The sequence below is a fragment of the Rhizobium sp. YTUHZ044 genome, from assembly GCF_051123975.1.
GTDB lineage: Bacteria > Pseudomonadota > Alphaproteobacteria > Rhizobiales > Rhizobiaceae > Rhizobium.
In genome coordinates this window covers 2,076,767-2,093,233 of record NZ_CP101426.1, presented here as the reverse complement: position 1 = coordinate 2,093,233, position 16,467 = coordinate 2,076,767, and the positions used below count along the sequence as shown (strand labels likewise).

The window sequence follows — 16,467 nt, the reverse complement described above, 5'->3', positions numbered from 1 at the left end:
AAAAGGCGAAGGCCGGGTTTTCCAAATCAGGCAGAAAGGCGACTGAGGAACTGGGCGAAGACCATTGTTCCTTCGGGCCACGGGCCATGCCCGGAATCAGCATTGATATGCCCCGCCTCGCCGGCATCGACGAGGAAGGAACCCCAACTGCTGGCGATATCGTCAGCATGGTCGTAGCTGCCGAACGGATCGTTGCGGCTGGCGACGGTGATCGAAGGGAAGGGCAGCGGGTCACGCGGATAGGGGCCGAAGGTCATCAGGTGCTTGGGGCGAATGTCTGGATTGGTGACTTCAGGCGGAGCGACAAGGAAAGCGCCTGCCACCCGCTTTCGGAAATGCGGGATGGCATGGATTGCCGAGGGCACGCCGAGCGAATGGGCGACGAGCACGACCGGGCGGGTCGAGGCGTTCACCTCTTCGGCGATGCGGGCGATCCAGTCCTCGCGGACCGGCTTCGTCCATTCGGCCTGTTCGACGCGCCGCGCCGTGCTGAGCTTCGCCTGCCAGCGGCTCTGCCAATGGCTGGGGCCGGAATTGGTGTAGCCGGGGATGATGAGAATATCTGCGTCTGAGGCTTTCATAGTGCCGCCGATGTGAGAAGGCTTGACCAAGATGTCAAGAGGGGGCGGCAAGGGAGCGACACGGGCGCTGAAGTTTGTTATGTTGCTCCAGTGCCGGTTGCGGATTTCGTATCGGCTTATCCGCCGATGCATGTCCGCGGCCGACCAAGTCTCGGCTGAGGAGGAGAAAGCCATGGCGGCATTTCATGTCATGACGGGTGCCAGCGAAAATTTTGTTTGGCCCGTGGTCAACCGCATCGGCATCGCCGATGTTTTCGATGCGCTGAAGCGCGGGCTCGACGATTTCAGTGAAAAGCCTTCGCACTACGTGTTCCTGTGCCTGATGTATCCGATCGCCGGCATCTTCCTGACGCTGTGGACCTCCGGCGCCAACCTTCTGCCGATGGTCTTTCCGCTGATGTCCGGCTTCGTGCTGATCGGTCCGATCGCGGCGATCGGCCTATATGAGATCAGCCGCCGCCGGGAGGAAGGCCTCGACACCTCATGGACGCATGCGCTCGAGGTGCGCCGTTCGCCGGCGCTGCCGTCGATCATCGCGGTCGGGCTGATGCTCTTTGGCCTGTTCGTCGTGTGGCTTGTGACGGCGCAGACGCTGTACACCAATCTTCTTGGCGACGTGTTTCCGCGCACCATGGCGGATTTCAGCCGCCAGGTCTTCGGCACGGCCGAGGGCCTGCAACTGATCATCTGGGGCAATCTCATCGGTTTTGTCTTCGCGCTTGTTGTGCTGGCCATATCGGTCATCACTTTTCCGCTTCTGCTCGATCGTGACGTCGGAGCGGTTGCCGCCGTCGTGACCTCGATCCGCGCGACGATCGCCAATCCGGTGCCGGTACTGCTCTGGGGCCTGATCGTCGCCGCACTTCTCGTCATCGGCACGATCCCGGTCTTTGCCGGGCTCGCGCTCGTCATCCCGATCCTCGGCCATGCGACCTGGCATCTCTACCGCAAGCTGGTCGCTCGCGAAGCCGTATGATCACGGCTTCTCCCGGGACCTCAGCCCAGACCGGGGTCCCGGGGGAACATACGAACCTGCCACGGCGTTTTTAGCATGGACTTCGATTTCAGAGGTGACGATGAAGCATCTGTTCGCCCGCTTCGCAACCAAGATATCGGAATGGGCGGGTAAGCCCGTCATCTTCATCCTGGCCCTGAGCGTCGTCATCATCTGGGCCGTGCTCGGCCCCTTCTTCAACTATTCGGAAACCTGGCAGCTCATCATCAACACGGGCACGACGATCATCACCTTCCTGATGGTCTTCGTGCTGCAGAACGCCCAGACGCGCGACACCCGGGCGATCCAGGCCAAGCTCAACGAAATCATTCTGACAAGCCATGCGGAGAACCGCTTCATCGGCATCGAAAATCTCGACGAGGAAGAGCTGAAACATCTGGACGAACTGGTCGCCAAGGCGGCCAAGGGACGGGGGCAGACGGAGGCCTGCCAAACGACCGAGATCGCGCAAGCGATGCCGCCGCCGAAAAAAGCGCAGGCGCGCAAACGCTCTGCCAATGCCAAAGCATTGAAGCAGAAACAACGGCCACTTGAGAAAAGCTGACCATCATCCATTCTGCAATCACAAAAATAACAAGGCACAATTGAAAACGACGCCCTGAAGGACCGTCAGTTTGTTGGAAAAATCTCCTCAGTCATGCTCGGCCTTGCGCCGAGCATCTTACCTCTGCAATTTCCTAACGGGAATTTCAGCCACTTATTGGGTCAGCGCAGTTCCTCGGCACAAGGCCGAGGATGACGTCGCGAGTCTCGCAGTGGTTTGTCAACAGCCTGACGACGCCTGAAAGACGCCGTCATATCGTTGCAGCCCACTCAAGCGTTGCCGAAGACGCGGCGGAAGATCGTATCGACATGCTTGGTGTGATACCCAAGGTCGAACTTCTCCCGAATATCCTCTTCGGACAACGCAGCCCTGACCTCGGCATCAGCCAGCAGCTCTTCCAGGAAATCCTTGCCCTGTTCCCAGACCTTCATGGCGTTGCGCTGGACGAGGCGGTAAGCATCCTCGCGGGAAACACCGGCCTGGGTCAGTGCAAGGAGAACACGCTGGGAGTGGACGAGGCCGCGGAACTTGTTGAGGTTCTTCTCCATGTTCTCCGGGTAGACCAGCAGCTTTTCGATGACGCCGGCGAGGCGGGAGAGGGCGAAGTCGAGGGTGACCGTCGCGTCGGGACCGATCATGCGTTCGACCGAGGAATGGGAGATATCGCGCTCGTGCCAGAGGGCGACGTTTTCCATGGCCGGCACGGCGTAGGACCGGACCATGCGGGCGAGGCCGGTGAGGTTTTCGGTTAGCACCGGGTTACGCTTGTGCGGCATCGCCGAGGAGCCCTTCTGGCCGGGCGAGAAGTATTCCTCGGCCTCCAGCACCTCGGTGCGCTGCAGGTGGCGGATCTCGGTCGCCAGACGCTCGATCGAGGAGGCGACGACGCCGAGGGTGGCGAAATACATGGCGTGGCGGTCGCGCGGGATGACCTGGGTCGACACCGGCTCGGCCTTCAGGCCGAGCGCTTCGGCGACATGTTCCTCGACGCGCGGATCGATGTTGGCGAAGGTGCCGACGGCGCCCGAGATGGCGCAGGTCGCGACTTCCTCGCGGGCGGCGACGAGGCGCTGGCGGCAGCGCTCGAATTCGGCATAGGCAAGCGCTAGCTTGACGCCGAAGGTGGTCGGCTCGGCATGGATGCCGTGCGAGCGGCCGATAGTGACCGTGTCCTTGTGTTCGAAGGCCCGGGTTTTCAGCGCTGCGAGCAGCCGGTCGAGATCGGAGATAAGGATGTCGGTGGCACGCACCAGCTGGACGTTGAAGCAGGTGTCGAGCACGTCGGACGAGGTCATGCCCTGGTGGACGAAGCGCGCATCCGGGCCGACGATCTCGGCGAGGTGGGTGAGGAAGGCGATGACGTCATGCTTGGTGACGGCCTCGATCTCGTCGATGCGGGCGACGTCGAAGGTGGCCGCGCCGCCTTTTTCCCAGATGGTCCTTGCCGCCGATTTCGGGATGACGCCGAGTTCGGCTAGCGCGTCGCAGGCATGCGCCTCGATCTCGAACCAGATGCGGAACTTGGTTTCGGGAGACCAGATGGCGACCATTTCGGGCAGGGAGTAACGCGGGATCATGGGCGGCTGCCTTCACTTCGAGAGGTTTGAACGTCTAAGACGCAATTCCCGGCAAAACCGCTTCGCGCTTTGCCTGGCAAAACCGCTGGGCACTTTTGCTGAAATTGCTGCATCGAGCTAGCGCCCCTTTAGCAAAGACGGGCGGTAATCTCAACGCATGCGTTTGGCGAGATGATAGCTGCTGACGACAAGGCAGGCGAGGCCGAGCGGCAGGAAAAGGCGAAGGCCGATCACCAGGAACTGGTAGACGGCACTGATGCCGGTGAAGACGAACTGGAAGGCCCAGGCGATGCTGCCGAAGGGCGCGTGCCAGCGCGAATAGAAGATCCGGTATTCCATGGCGAACAGGAAGGCGGTCATCAGGATCGTGGCTGCCGTCAGCGTCACGAAAAAGGCGGCGAAGCGCGCTTCCGGTGGCCTGTTAAAGGCACAAAAGCGAGCGACCGGCAGGGCGAAGGGCCAGGAGAGCAGGCCGCCGAGAAAATAGAGTGCCGCCACCTCGGCGAGCCGGCTCGTCTCGAGGCCGTTGCGGAGGTAAAGGCCGAGCATGGCGGCGGCCAGCATCTGCACGCCCCAGAGCAATGCGCCGGCAAAGAGATCGGAGGAGGGCGGATTTGCCGCCCTTAGACGATCCATCCTGGGGCGATCCATGCTCAGGGATGGACCGGAACGGCGATCCAGCGTCCGTTCCTTTCAGCATCGAAGGCGAGGACCAGCGCAATGTGAATTTGATTTCCGCCTTCCGGCTGGTAGACCACCGCGCCGCCGATCCTGAATTCGACCGAGCATGTCCGCTCGGCTGGAACAATCGTTGCCTGCCGCGCTGCCTGACGGTTCGGGACACCTTCCTTCTCGATCATCTGCAGGCTGAAACCAAGGACCCGCTTGTCGACTGTCGCGCATTCCTTCGGCGTCGGCACCGGCATCTCGCCGAGTGAGAGCGTATAGGGCGTTTTCGGCGGCCCATCGATTGCGAGTGTGGTGTAGCGAAGCGTCTTCGAGGGCGAGCCGAGCTCGGTTGGCGGGTTGAAGGCGGCAATCAGACCCGGATTTGTCAGAAGGTCGTACTTATCCATCTGGCTGCGCGCCGCCGTCAGGTTCTGGCGGCGGGCCTTGGAAAGATTGGCGTTCTTATCCGTCAGTTCGGTACGAAAGGGGGTGCCTTCGAGATATTGGCCGCTGTCGGTATCGATGAAATAGGTTTCCGAATAGGGAGTCTTGCTGTTCTCCTTGATGCCGAATTCCTGAAATGCGAAAACCTTGCCGTCGGCGGAAAAACCGATCGGCTGGATGCTGGCAATGTCTCCGGCCAGTGACAAGCCAGGCAGGCCGGCGACTGCTGCTAGCATGCCGCCAAAGATCAGACGCTTCGTCATGTACGTGCCCCTTCGGCTGCCTGACGCAATTCGGCGACGGTCTTGCGATAGTTGTCGACCGTACCACCCTTGAAAATTGCCGAGCCGGCGACGAGGACGTTGCCGCCGGCGCGCGCGATATCAGGCGCCGTTTCCACGGTGACGCCGCCGTCAACCTCGAGTTCGATCGGCCGGTCACCGATCAGAGACCTTGCCGCGGCGATCTTGGCCGTCATCGCGGGAATGAATTTCTGTCCGCCGAAACCGGGATTGACCGACATGATGAGGATGAGGTCGACGTCGTCGAGCACGTTCTCGATGGCGCTCAGCGGCGTCGCCGGATTGATCGTCACGCCGACCTTCTTACCGAGATTGCGGATCGTCTGCAGCGAGCGGTGCAGATGTGGCCCGGATTCGGCATGGACGGTGATGCGGTCGCAGCCGGCCTTGGCGAAGGCTTCGAGATAGTCATCGACCGGAGAGATCATCAGATGGCAGTCGAAAGTGGCTGGTGTGTAGGAACGCAGCGACTTGATGACATCGGGACCGAAGGAGATGTTCGGCACGAAATGTCCATCCATCACGTCGAGGTGGATCCAGTCGGCGCCGGCGGCCGTGACGTCGCGCACCTCCTCGCCGAGCCTGGCGAAATCCGCCGCGAGGATCGAAGGGGCAATGCGAATGGGCAGCTTCATCAAGTCTTACTCCCGTAGGGGCGCCATCTGCGCATGGCGCCGGAATTCAGTGCTGGCGGCCGCTCATTGCGTCGGCGCAGCAGGTGGAAAAAAGCCATTGCCCCGCCATTCAAGCAGGCGGTAGGGGTTTTGCGAAAGTTCATGCGCGCCGGTGAAGGCGACGGCGCCGATCGGTGTCTGGAAAGTAGCGCCGACAAGGGTTTCCCGCGGCGGCTTGCCGGCGGCAGCGGCGGCTTCGGCCGCCCGGCCGGCAATCAGCGCGGCCGCCAGGGATGGCAGGACATAACCTTCCGGCTCGGTGCCCTTGGCGCGCAGCGCGTCGGCCGCCGGCGCGCCTTCGGGCGAAAGCGCATATTCGGGTAGGGCGACCGCACGCACGCCGGGAGTGAGAGGCAGCGGCTGATCGGCGGCGCGCATGGCATCGCCGCCGAGGATCGACAGCGGAATGTTTTCCGCCTTGGCGTCGCGGGCGATGACGGCGACATCGTTGCGATCGCCGCCGACGAAGACCCTGGTGGCGCCGGCCCGTTTCAGTCGGCGCACGAGGGCGATCTGCTGCTCCTGTCCCGGCCGGTAGGTATCGGTGAAAACCGGCTTCAGGCCGTTCTGCTCGAGCGCATTGCGCACGGCTTCCGTCAGTTCGCGGCCATGAATGGTGCCGTCCTCGATCAGCGCGATCGGGTCGGCGGCCCAGTCCTTGAGGATCACCTCGATGATCTTTGCCGCCTCAGTGCCATCGGCAGGTGCCAAGCGGAAGAGCGGCCAGCCGTTTTTCAGCGCATCCTCCATCAGGATGCGCGAACGCGCCGAAACGGTGATCGCCGGAATATTGGCGTCCTTCAGCTTCGGCAGTGCGCCCTCCAGCGTCTCACTGCAGAGAAAACCGACGGCAATCTGCACCCTGGCACTGACGAGCGCATCGGCAACCGCCGCGCCGCTATTGTCCTCGCAGGTCTCGTTGACGGCGACGAGCGTATTGCCGGATTGCTGGATCTCGAAACCGGCGCCGGCGGCGATCTGCGCGCCGAGCAGGCCGAGCGGCCCGCCCTGCGGGGCGACGACGCCGATCGTCACGCCGGCCGCATGGCCTTGCGCCGCCGTTCCGAGCAGCGTCAGAAAGGCTGCTATGCCACGCAGGTTGATCATGAAAGGCGAAGATCCCTAGCCATCGTCCATGCCCTTTTATCCGCAAGGCCGCAATCGTCAAAGAAAAACAAGCGGAACCCAGCGCTTTTCACCGGTCCTATTGTAGAAAAGGTAACCGATGCTCGCCATATTGGCGCGATAAAGCGCATGGCGATCTTTCAGATTCGCTCCTCGAGCTTTACGTCTTTGTTTTTACGCATGTCGTTGTCGCAAAACCGCCGCACGCTTTTCGGCGATATGCTCTAGCAAGACGATCCAGGCAGATGAACGTGCATGGGAGAAGCAGGTGTTGAACAGACAGCATATCGATCCCGGCCTTTATCGCGATGCCATGAGCCGTTATGCCGGTCATGTGCAGCTCGTCACGACGGCGATGGAAGGTCTGCGCCGCGGCGTCACCATCACTGCCGCCTGCTCGGTCTCGGACAATCCGGCTTCGGTGCTGATCTGCCTCAACAACACCAATCCGAAAAACGAGATCTTTTTCCGCAGCGGCATCTTCGTGCTCAACACGCTCGGCGCCCACCATCAGGCCGTCGCCGACGCTTTCTCCGGGCGCACCGCGATTGCCAATGACGAGCGCTTCGCCAGCGCCCGTTTCGACACGCTCGTCACCGGCGCGCCCGTTCTTGCCGATGCGCTTGCCGCCTTCGATTGCCGGGTGACCGACATCAAGGAAATGCCGACGCACAATGTCATCTTTGGTGAGGTTGCCGCCGTCCGCTTCAGCGAGAAGCACCCGGCGCTCATCTATATGAACCGGGATTATCACACGCTGTAATCCGGCTGGCAGGTATGCGAGGAAACAGAGAATGGATAATGCCGGGATCGAGGAAATGTTTCAGGGGCTCGGCCCCGTCACGATCAAGCGCATGTTTGGCGGCAAGGGCATTTATCATCTCGGGCGCATCGTTGCCGTCGAAGTGCGCGACGAGATGCTGCTGAAAGCCGATGAGACGAGCGCTCCGGAATTTGCTGCCGCCGGCGCCACGCAATGGGCCTATGAAGGCAAGAAGGGCAAGCCGGTGAAAATGCCCTACTGGTCAATCCCCGAAGAAGCCTACGACGATCCCGATCTGATGGCGAAGTGGGTGCGGCTTGCCTATGAGGCGGCGCTTCGCGCCGAAGGTTGAGCGGGCTAGAGCTTTTCCGTGCTCCGGCAGAATGCTTCAATCTAACCCGGAAAGCTCAAGCCTGGCGGCAAGGCAGCGATCGCCGCCTTGGTGAAGGCTGACAGCGGCTCGGGCAAATCAGTCAAGGGAAACCAGCCGAAATCCGAAAGCTTGTCCGGCTCGGTCAATTGCGGCTCGCCATCGACGTCGCGCGCGAGATACAGGATGGAGATCCAGTGCTGGCGGTCGGCATCGATGATTTGTTCGGTCATGCCGATGCGCTCAATCCCGCCGATCGTGAGGCCGGTTTCTTCTTCGGCCTCGCGGCGCGCAGCTTCTTCAGCCGGCTCCATGTGATCGACCTTGCCGCCGACGATGTTCCAGTAGCCGGCTTCAGGCGGGCGTATGCGCCTATAGAGAAGGATCCTGCCCTGGCGCAGAATCACCAAACCGACCCCAAGGCCCGGGAAGTCGACGCCAGGCTTACCCATGGGATGCTCAGACCTTGGCGCTGCCGGCGATCAGCATGAAGGCGGGGATATCGTCGCCGAAACCGACCGGGGTCGGCCCGTCGTCGTGATCGCGATGACGGCGGCGGTCGCGGCTGTCGTCATTTGCCGGATAGGGCCGATTGTTGCGCGCATTGTTTTGCGGCTTCTGCTCTGCTTTGCGCTCGTTCTTCACGACTTCGGCCTTTGCTGGTGCTGCTGCGATCACTTGGACGTCACTATCCTGTATGTCGTTATCAGATTTATGACTCGCAGCACTGTGCCTGCCGCGTCCGCGCCCGCGATCCTTGTCGCCACGTTCGCGTCCGTTGCGGCGCGGACGGTCGCTGTCCTTGCCTTCTTCCGCCGGTGGCAGCGAGTTCAGGTCGCCATTCAACCATTCGACATTTTCGCCGATCAGCTTCTCGATCGCGTCGACGAATTTCGTGTCGCGCTTGGTGACGAGAGTGAAGGCGGCACCGGAGCGGCCGGCGCGGCCGGTGCGGCCGATCCGGTGGACATAGTCCTCGGAGTGGATCGGCACGTCGAAATTGAAGACATGGCTGACATCGGGAATGTCGAGACCGCGGGCGGCAACGTCGGAGGCCACCAACAGCTGGAGGTTGCCGTCACGGAAATTCTGCAGCATCGTCGTGCGGGAACGCTGGTCCATGTCGCCATGCAACGCCCCGACGTTGAAGCCGTGGCGTTCGAGCGAACGGAAGAGATCGGCGACATCCTTCTTGCGGTTGCAGAAGATGATGGCGTTCTTGAGCTCAGTCTGTGCACGGACGAGTTCACGCAGAACCGCGCGTTTCTCGTAATCCTTGCTGTGCGAGGCGACGAAGCGCTGCGTCACGGTCTTTGCGGCCGAAGCGGGCTTTGCCACTTCGATGCGCTCCGGGTTCTGCAGGAACCGGTCGGCCAGCTTCTGGATCTCCGGCGGCATGGTCGCCGAGAAGAACAGCGTCTGGCGGGTGAAGGGGATGAGCTTGGCGATGCGCTCGATATCGGGAATGAAGCCCATGTCGAGCATGCGGTCGGCTTCGTCGATGACGAGGATTTCGACGCCGCTCATCAAGAGCTTGCCGCGCTCGAAATGGTCGAGCAGGCGGCCGGGCGTGCAGATCAGAACGTCGGCGCCGCGCTCGAGCTTGCGATCCTGGTCCTCGAAGGAAACGCCGCCGATCAGGAGGGCGACGTTGAGGCGGTGGTTCTTGCCGTATTTCTCGAAATTCTCGGCAACCTGGGCGGCGAGTTCGCGCGTCGGCTCGAGGATCAGCGTGCGGGGCATGCGGGCGCGGGCGCGGCCCTTTTCAAGAAGCGACAGCATCGGCAGGACAAAAGATGCCGTTTTGCCGGTGCCCGTCTGCGCGATGCCGCAAATGTCGCGACGCTCGAGCGCAAAGGGAATAGCCCCCGCCTGGATAGGTGTGGGGATCGTATAGCCCGCGTCTGTGACAGCGGATAGCACTTTTTGGCTCAAGCCAAGGTCAGCGAATGTCGTCAAAGGGAAAACAGTTTCCGTTCCGGTTCGGCCGAGCTCTGAACGAGTCGGCGGGATTGCATGCCGCAATGCAGCGCGACATAGCCCCGAATGGCCGGCAAGTCAAGAAATACAAAGGCCGCACCCCGTGCAGAGTGAAGCTTTGGTTACCAGGCGGGTATTACTTGATATAGGTGGCGAGTTTAAGGCCTGCATTCATGAAATATACTGGATCGACCGCATGGCCGTTCTGGCGCACTTCATAATGCAGATGCGTGCCAGTCGAGCGGCCGGTGCTGCCGGCAAGGCCGATGACGTCGTTGCGGTCGACAGTATCGCCGGCCGTGACCAGGACCTGGGACATGTGGCCGTAACGCGTCGAGATGCCGTTGCCGTGATCGATCTCGACCATATTTCCGTAACCGCCTGTCCAGCCGGCTGATATCACCTTGCCCGGCGCCGTCGGGCGGATCTTTTCGCCCGGCGAAAAGCGGAAGTCTATGCCGGAATGCAGCGCCAGGCGGCCGAGGAAAGGGTCCCGGCGGTTGCCGAAGGGGCTGGTCATTTCCTTGCCGACGGCGGGGTTGCGGAAGGGCAGGGATTCGGCGGTGCTGCGTACAGCTTCGAGCCGTGTCAGTGCGCCGTCGAGAGCGATCAGCGAATTGTTGAAATCGTCATTGCTCTCCGGCTCGACATAGGGGCCGCCGACGGCGCTGTCATCCAAGTCCTGCTTGGCTGCGGTCTCGGGCATGGCGATCTTGAACCGGGTCAGCACGCTCTCGATGGCGTTGGCAGCGTTGCCGGCGTCGCTCGTCAGCTGCTCGACGCGGTTGCGCTGGTCCTGTTCGACATCCTTCAGCGACAGCGTCACCTTGGAGAAGATGCGGTCGGCGCGGTCGCCGACCGTCTCGGTGGCCGGGACGTAGGCGAGGGTCGTATTGTCGGGAGTGGCGTCGGCTGGTGCGCCGCCTGCCAGCTGTTTCTCGATCGCCTCGATGCCGCTTTCGCCGAGCGAAGCGCGCTTGTCCTTGATGGCGGGGGCATAGGATTGCGCAGGCGAAGACGGCGCGCTGTCCTTGTCCGTGAGCCCGGAGCTTTCGGCACGGTCGAGCAGGTTGTCGAGCTTGCCGTGGCGAGAGGTGAGCGCCATCTGCTGCTCCATCAGCTTGTCGACCTTGTCTTCCACCACCTGCTGATCGAGAAGCTGGCGGGAGGTGATGCGATCGACCTGGGCGCGAAGGGCGGCGATGCGGTCCTCATAGTCGTGCTGCATGCGGGCCTGGCGCGCCATGGTGGCGCCGATCAGGTCGTCGCGCAGCACGAGATAGGAGGTCGCCAGGAGATAGCCGATGGAAAAGACGCCGACGAAGCAGAATGCGAGGGCGGCCATCCACGGCCGGACCGTCATGTGGCGGACCTTGTCACCGCTTGCCAGGATGAGAATATGCTCCTGCGCCCGCCTGCCGAATACCCGGTGCTGATGTCCGCCGTTCACGCAGGCTCTCCCGATTGATGCTCCACGCCTCTTTCGGAAAATTAGACACGTTTATGGTTAATGAACGCTTACTCTGCCGTTATGCGGGTCGAAATGGTGCATCAATTCCAGGTGCTACAGCGTCCTCACCGGAATGTTCTCACGCATGGCTGATCGATGCCAGGGAGCGGTAGAAGGATGGCGTCAGCCCGGCCTCGGCGCGGGCGAGATCGTTGAAAGGCGGCTTCAGCGGCCCGCGGAAATTGGCGCGCACCAGTTCCTGAAAGGCCTTCGCCGGATCGCGCTTCTCCCGCGCACAGAGGAAGCGAAACCATTTGGCGCCGACGGCGACGTGACCTTTCTCGTCGTTGTAGATGACATCAAGCACCGCAGCGCTTTCGAGATCGCCGGTCTCACGCATCTTCGCCTGCAGCGATGGCGTGACGTCGAGACCGCGGGCTTCGAGAATCAGTGGCACGACGGCGAGCCTTGCCGTCAGGTCGTTGCGTGTCGAATGGGCCGCCTGCCACAGCCCGTCATGGGCGGGAAGATCGCCGTAATCGGCGCCGAGATCGTTGAGGCGGGCGCGCACCATGCGGAAATGCTTCGCCTCCTCGAAGGCGACCTGCATCCAGCCGTCGAAGAAGGAATTCGGCACCGGCTCAGTCGCGAATCGCGCGACGATATCGAGCGCGAGATCGACGGCGTTGAGCTCGATATGGGCGATGGCATGGAGGAGGGCAATGCGGCCTTTCAGCGTGTGCAGCGAGCGTTTCTCCACGTGGGTCGGCGGTGTCAGCACCGGTCTCTCGGGCCGGCCAGGCCTCTCCGGCAGGGCTCCGTCGAGCGGTGATCGCAGCGACACCCGGCGGGCGAACCAGCGGGTGGCGCTTTCCTGCGCAAGGGCGGTCTTGCGGTCGAGGTCGGCCGAGCGGATGGCGTCGATAGCGCCGCCGCGCAGCGAGCTTATCGCGAGATCACCGGTCACGCGGCCAGATTCCTGACGGCCTCCAGGACGGTCTCGGCATGGCCCTGTACTTTCACCTTCTGCCAGATTGTCGCGATCGTGCCATCCTGGCGGATAAGGAAAGTCGTGCGTTCGACGCCCATGAAGTTGCGGCCGTACATGCTCTTTTCCTTCCAGACGCCATAGGCCTGCAGCGTCGTCTTGTCCTCATCCGAGGCGAGCGCGACCGAAAGACGATGCTTTTTGATGAACTTGTCATGGCAGGCTGCCGAATCGGGCGACATGCCGACAACGGCAGCACCTGCTGCTTCAAACTCCGGCGCCAGCGCTGTGAAAGCCAGCGATTCGGCCGTGCAGCCCGTCGTGTCGTCCTTGGGGTAGAAGAAGATAACGAGCGGCCTGCCGTGAAAATCCGAAAGCGACACACGGCCGCCGCCATCGCGGGGGAGATTGAAGTCGGGGGCCAGGGCACCGATGCCGGGAACCGCCATTGGGAAAACCTTTCTTTTGCCGGGTTTATGGATGACACTCTCCGTCCCCGAATTATATAGTGGACGGAAACCCGTCCAGCATGGCCGGGTTCAATTCTTCGATTTATGGGAGAGCCCGAAGGCGCATGTCAGCCATCCGCGGCGAAAAGGTCACGTTTCGCAAGAAGGATATCGTTGCGCTGGACCGCTTGCCGTCCGCTCAGGCCGAGGATCCGATCATCGTTCATTGCCCGCCGCCGCGTTCGCCGATGCGCCGGACGGCGAAGCTGACGTCAGTTTTTCTCGCACTGATTCTCCTCATCATTGCTGCCATCGTGTTCACCATCGAAAGCGGCATGTTCGACAAGCCGCTGTCTCAGCAGGCGCAGGCGGCGCTTGATGGCGTGGCGGGACCGCGTTACCGCGCCGAAGTCGGCTCCACCGTTATCCGTTTCACCTCCGACTTCCGGCTGGCGCTGGAAGCGCGCAACGTCAACATGATCGACCAGAAAAGCGGCCAGCACCTGTCGACGACGGGTTCGGTGCGCCTGGGCCTCGATCCGCTGCAGCTTTTCCGCGGCCGTATCGCCGTCGCGGATATCGAAGCGGAGGATATCGCGCTCGACACCGCGCTTCTGCCCTCCGGCAACCCGGTCAAGCTTGACGATCTGCGCATCGACGCCATGCCGGCGGCGATGGAGACGATCTTCGAGCAACTCGACATGTTCGACAGCATCGTGACGCGCGGCTCGACGAATTCCGTGCGCATCTCCGGCATTGACATCAAGCTTGCCGATACGGCGAATGGCCCGCTGTCGCTCGTCGTCGACAATCTGGTGTTCGCTCATGCCGGGCCATCCTCGCTGCAATTGAGAGGCGAAGTTGCGCTCAACGGCGAGGTGGCGGAACTCGACGTGCTGGCCGAGAAGGAAAACGGCCAGGTGTCGAAGGTGGTGGCGACGCTCGAGCATGCGGACCTGACGCCATTTGCGCTGAAACGCAATGATCAGGGTGCGATACGGCAGGGGCTCAGTGCCTTTGCCGATCTGACCGTGTCGGCGACCAGGGCGCGCGATGGCGTCGAGCCGGCGCTCGCGGCGACGATCGACGTCGATCCCGGTCTGATCTATGCGGACGGCGATCCGCAGGAACTGTCGGGCGGGCAAATCAACCTCACCTACGATTTCGCCAAGCAGACGCTGGAGATCGCTCGGTCGAACGCCCGGTTTGGCGCGACCATACTGCCCCTTAACGGCGCGCTGATCGATCTCGACAAACTCGATCCCAAAGCCGGCAAGGGCTTCGGTATCGATCTGCTCGTCAGCGGCGGCACCGCCGCCCCGAGCAGCTCCGGCGAACAGCCTGTTGCTTTCGACATCCAGGCGACCGGACGCTATCTGGTCGCCGGCCGGGAATTCCTGTTTCCCAACATGACCGTCTCCAGCCCGCTCGGCGCACTTTACGGGGCGTTGCACGTCAGGCTCGGCGACAAATCGCCGGAAATCAGCTTTGCCGGCCAATCCAGAGAGCTGCAGACGACGGCGATCAAGCAGCTGTGGCCGTTCTGGATGGCGCCCAAGGTGCGCGCATGGGTTCACGGCAATCTCTTTGGCGGCACCGTCACTGACGCCGCCATCTCCGTCTTCATCCCCTTCGGTCGGCTCAACGAGGCAGCCGGCGGCAAAGGATTGAAGCTCGATGCCAGTCAGATCCGCATCGGCTTCGATATTGCCGGTGCGCGGATGAACGTTGCCGGCGACATTCCGCCGGTCCGCGATACGGCGGCGCATTTCGACCTGACCGGTCCCGTTGCAACGATTTCGATCAAGAGCGGCGTGTCCTATTTCCCCTCCGGCCGGTCCGTCGACCTCGGGCAGGGAACGTTCGTCATACCGTCCGCCTACGACAAACCGCTCATGGCCGATATCGACCTGGCGGTATCGGGTGCGGCGGACGCCATAGGCGAGCTCCTGACCTACAAGCCGATTCGGGTGCTGCAGCGCGCCGGCTTTACGCCCGACGATTTCAAGGGGCACATCGACGCGAATGTGAAGGCGCATTTCGGACTGCTGTCGTCACAAAACCCGCCGCCGGCTGAGTGGAAGGCCGCCATGAAGCTCGCTGACGTCGATCTTGCCAAGCCGTTTTCCGGCCGCACGATCAGCAATGTCAGCGGCATGCTGAATGGCGATCCGAAGCAGATTACGCTCGACGCCAAGGGTGAGATCGACGGCATTCCCGCCGACATCGACCTGACCGAGCCGGTCGAGTCGTCGTCCGGCGTTGAGCGGCAGCGCGTGATCACGGCCACGCTCTCCGATGAGCAGCGCAGCAAGGTGATGCCCGGGCTTTCCGATATCGTCAGGGGCAACCTGAAGATGGTGATGACGCGGATCGACGACGACCGGCAAGACGTTCAGCTCGACCTCACCAAATCGATGCTCGACCTGCCGTGGATCGGCTGGTCGAAAGGCAGCGGCATTGCCGCCTCCGCGGAATTCGAGATGTCCGGCCCGCCCGAGAATACTGAGATCAAGAATTTCCGGCTGAAGGGCGACGGCTTCGGTGCCAGCGGATCGCTTGTTGTCGGTAAGGCCGGCCTTCTCTCCGCGGATTTCGACAGCGTTCGGCTCTCCTCGCTCGACGATTTCGCTCTGTCGGTCAAGCGCAGCAAGGGTAATTTCGACGTCTCCGTTTCGGGCGACAGCGCCGATGCGCGGCCGGTCATCGCGCGATTGAAATCGGGCTCGGAGGGCGGCGAGGACGGCGACAACGACAACACCGGCGTGTCGGTGCGCGCCAGACTGAAAAATGTCGTCGGCTTCAACGATGAGAAGGTCGGCAATTTCCAGGCGCAGGTGTCGCTGCGCGGCGACAAGCTGCAGACGCTGAATTTTTCCGGCATCACGGACAGCGGCGAGGCCGTTGTCAGCCAGATGAAGGACGGCGGTCTCATCAATATCACCAGCGGCGATGCCGGTGCGGTGTCACGTTTTGCCGATCTCTATCAGCACATGCAGGGCGGCCTGCTCAACCTGGCGATCCGGCTTTCGCCGCAGGGCGGATGGGACGGCTCGCTCGATGTGCGCCGCTTCTCGATCGTCAACGAACAGCGCCTGCGTTCCATCGTCTCAACACCTGTCGGCAACGAGCAGCGCAGCCTCAATGAGGCGGTCAAACGCGACATCGATACCTCGTCGCAACGCTTCCAGCGCGGCTTTGCCCGCATCGTCTCGCGCAACGGCATGGTCGGTATCGAGAACGGCGTGCTGCGCGGCGACCAGATCGGCGCGACCTTCCAGGGCGTGGTCCGCGACCGCCGAGGCAATATGGATATGACCGGCACCTTCATGCCGGCCTACGGCCTCAATCGCCTCTTTGCCGAACTGCCTCTGATCGGCGTCATCCTCGGAAATGGCAGCGACCGCGGTCTGATCGGCATCACCTTCAAGCTCACCGGCAAGTTCGACCAGCCGAACCTGCAGATCAATCCGCTGTCGATCATTGCGCCGGGAGTCTTCCGGCAGATTTTCGAATTCCAGTGAGGGAAAGCAAGA

General features: G+C 62.2%; 16 protein-coding genes. 5 read left to right on the top strand and 11 right to left on the bottom strand.

Annotated features, from left to right (window positions below):
* Positions 1-26: 26 nt before the first annotated feature.
* Positions 27-581, bottom strand: coding sequence for an RBBP9/YdeN family alpha/beta hydrolase (locus NL154_RS10450; RefSeq protein ID WP_210631165.1), 555 nt, complete (start codon positions 579-581; stop codon positions 27-29).
* A gap of 172 nt (positions 582-753) precedes the next feature.
* Here NL154_RS10450 and NL154_RS10445 point away from each other — a divergent pair, with 172 nt between their 5' ends.
* Both NL154_RS10445 and NL154_RS10440 read left to right on the top strand, forming a co-directional pair.
* Positions 754-1,557 carry a DUF2189 domain-containing protein gene (locus tag NL154_RS10445; RefSeq protein WP_210631166.1) on the top strand — a complete coding sequence of 268 codons (804 nt, stop codon included), beginning with the start codon at positions 754-756 and terminating at the stop codon, positions 1,555-1,557.
* A 100-nt stretch (positions 1,558-1,657) separates the two neighbouring features.
* The gene (locus tag NL154_RS10440; protein ID WP_210631167.1) at positions 1,658-2,140 is read left to right on the top strand and encodes a low affinity iron permease family protein; all 483 of its coding nucleotides are present in this window, start codon (positions 1,658-1,660) and stop codon (positions 2,138-2,140) included.
* Between the two features lie 269 nt (positions 2,141-2,409).
* On the opposite strand, the gene purB is transcribed toward NL154_RS10440, so the two are convergent.
* From purB to NL154_RS10415, 5 genes are all read right to left on the bottom strand, one after another.
* Positions 2,410-3,717 carry an adenylosuccinate lyase gene (purB, locus tag NL154_RS10435; RefSeq protein WP_434734012.1) on the bottom strand — a complete coding sequence of 436 codons (1,308 nt, stop codon included), beginning with the start codon at positions 3,715-3,717 and terminating at the stop codon, positions 2,410-2,412.
* Positions 3,718-3,867: 150 nt separating this feature from the next.
* Positions 3,868-4,353, bottom strand: coding sequence for a hypothetical protein (locus NL154_RS10430; protein ID WP_434734011.1), 486 nt, complete (start codon positions 4,351-4,353; stop codon positions 3,868-3,870).
* Between the two features lie 17 nt (positions 4,354-4,370).
* Positions 4,371-5,093, bottom strand: coding sequence for a DUF2259 domain-containing protein (locus tag NL154_RS10425; protein WP_210631170.1), 723 nt, complete (start codon positions 5,091-5,093; stop codon positions 4,371-4,373).
* Positions 5,090-5,767, bottom strand: a complete 678-nt coding sequence (rpe, locus tag NL154_RS10420) for a ribulose-phosphate 3-epimerase (RefSeq protein WP_210631171.1) — start codon at positions 5,765-5,767, stop codon at positions 5,090-5,092. Before rpe ends, NL154_RS10425 begins: the two co-directional genes overlap by 4 nt.
* A gap of 63 nt (positions 5,768-5,830) precedes the next feature.
* Positions 5,831-6,913 carry an ABC transporter substrate-binding protein gene (locus NL154_RS10415; RefSeq protein WP_210631172.1) on the bottom strand — a complete coding sequence of 361 codons (1,083 nt, stop codon included), beginning with the start codon at positions 6,911-6,913 and terminating at the stop codon, positions 5,831-5,833.
* Positions 6,914-7,199: 286 nt separating this feature from the next.
* Between NL154_RS10415 and NL154_RS10410 the strand changes: the two genes are divergently transcribed.
* Positions 7,200-7,694, top strand: a complete 495-nt coding sequence (locus tag NL154_RS10410) for a flavin reductase (RefSeq protein WP_210631173.1) — start codon at positions 7,200-7,202, stop codon at positions 7,692-7,694.
* Between the two features lie 31 nt (positions 7,695-7,725).
* Entirely contained in the window at positions 7,726-8,046 is a 321-nt protein-coding gene (locus tag NL154_RS10405) for a TfoX/Sxy family protein (protein WP_038689192.1), read from the top strand.
* 41 nt (positions 8,047-8,087) lie between these two features.
* Here the strand turns inward: NL154_RS10405 and NL154_RS10400 are convergent, their stop codons facing one another.
* The 5 genes from NL154_RS10400 to NL154_RS10380 form a co-directional block, all read right to left on the bottom strand.
* Positions 8,088-8,516: an NUDIX domain-containing protein gene (locus NL154_RS10400; protein WP_434734010.1), complete on the bottom strand. Its 429-nt coding sequence runs from the start codon at positions 8,514-8,516 to the stop codon at positions 8,088-8,090.
* Between the two features lie 7 nt (positions 8,517-8,523).
* Positions 8,524-10,023 carry a DEAD/DEAH box helicase gene (locus tag NL154_RS10395; protein WP_210631175.1) on the bottom strand — a complete coding sequence of 500 codons (1,500 nt, stop codon included), beginning with the start codon at positions 10,021-10,023 and terminating at the stop codon, positions 8,524-8,526.
* Positions 10,024-10,180: 157 nt separating this feature from the next.
* On the bottom strand, positions 10,181-11,494 hold the full coding sequence (locus NL154_RS10390) for a M23 family metallopeptidase (protein WP_210631176.1): 1,314 nt from the start codon (positions 11,492-11,494) through the stop codon (positions 10,181-10,183).
* Between the two features lie 139 nt (positions 11,495-11,633).
* The gene (locus NL154_RS10385; protein ID WP_210631177.1) at positions 11,634-12,461 is read right to left on the bottom strand and encodes a ferritin-like domain-containing protein; all 828 of its coding nucleotides are present in this window, start codon (positions 12,459-12,461) and stop codon (positions 11,634-11,636) included.
* Positions 12,458-12,931, bottom strand: a complete 474-nt coding sequence (locus NL154_RS10380; protein WP_210631178.1) for a peroxiredoxin — start codon at positions 12,929-12,931, stop codon at positions 12,458-12,460. The genes NL154_RS10385 and NL154_RS10380 overlap by 4 nt, the downstream gene beginning before the upstream one ends.
* Positions 12,932-13,056: 125 nt before the next feature.
* Here NL154_RS10380 and NL154_RS10375 point away from each other — a divergent pair, with 125 nt between their 5' ends.
* Positions 13,057-16,455, top strand: a complete 3,399-nt coding sequence (locus NL154_RS10375) for a hypothetical protein (RefSeq protein ID WP_434734009.1) — start codon at positions 13,057-13,059, stop codon at positions 16,453-16,455.
* Positions 16,456-16,467 lie beyond the last annotated feature (12 nt).

Excerpts from the sequence above, each read along its gene's own strand:
- NL154_RS10430 (WP_434734011.1), bottom strand. The coding sequence starts at position 4,353 with ATGGATCGTCTAAGGGCGGCAAATCCGCCCTCCTCCGATCTCTTTGCC.
- NL154_RS10400 (WP_434734010.1), bottom strand. The coding sequence starts at position 8,516 with ATGGGTAAGCCTGGCGTCGACTTCCCGGGCCTTGGGGTCGGTTTGGTG.
- NL154_RS10450 (WP_210631165.1), bottom strand. The coding sequence starts at position 581 with ATGAAAGCCTCAGACGCAGATATTCTCATCATCCCCGGCTACACCAAT.
- NL154_RS10425 (WP_210631170.1), bottom strand. The coding sequence starts at position 5,093 with ATGACGAAGCGTCTGATCTTTGGCGGCATGCTAGCAGCAGTCGCCGGC.
- NL154_RS10375 (WP_434734009.1), top strand. The coding sequence starts at position 13,057 with ATGTCAGCCATCCGCGGCGAAAAGGTCACGTTTCGCAAGAAGGATATC.
- rpe (WP_210631171.1), bottom strand. The coding sequence starts at position 5,767 with ATGAAGCTGCCCATTCGCATTGCCCCTTCGATCCTCGCGGCGGATTTC.
- NL154_RS10380 (WP_210631178.1), bottom strand. The coding sequence starts at position 12,931 with ATGGCGGTTCCCGGCATCGGTGCCCTGGCCCCCGACTTCAATCTCCCC.
- NL154_RS10445 (WP_210631166.1), top strand. The coding sequence starts at position 754 with ATGGCGGCATTTCATGTCATGACGGGTGCCAGCGAAAATTTTGTTTGG.
- purB (WP_434734012.1), bottom strand. The coding sequence starts at position 3,717 with ATGATCCCGCGTTACTCCCTGCCCGAAATGGTCGCCATCTGGTCTCCC.
- NL154_RS10415 (WP_210631172.1), bottom strand. The coding sequence starts at position 6,913 with ATGATCAACCTGCGTGGCATAGCAGCCTTTCTGACGCTGCTCGGAACG.
- NL154_RS10440 (WP_210631167.1), top strand. The coding sequence starts at position 1,658 with ATGAAGCATCTGTTCGCCCGCTTCGCAACCAAGATATCGGAATGGGCG.
- NL154_RS10405 (WP_038689192.1), top strand. The coding sequence starts at position 7,726 with ATGGATAATGCCGGGATCGAGGAAATGTTTCAGGGGCTCGGCCCCGTC.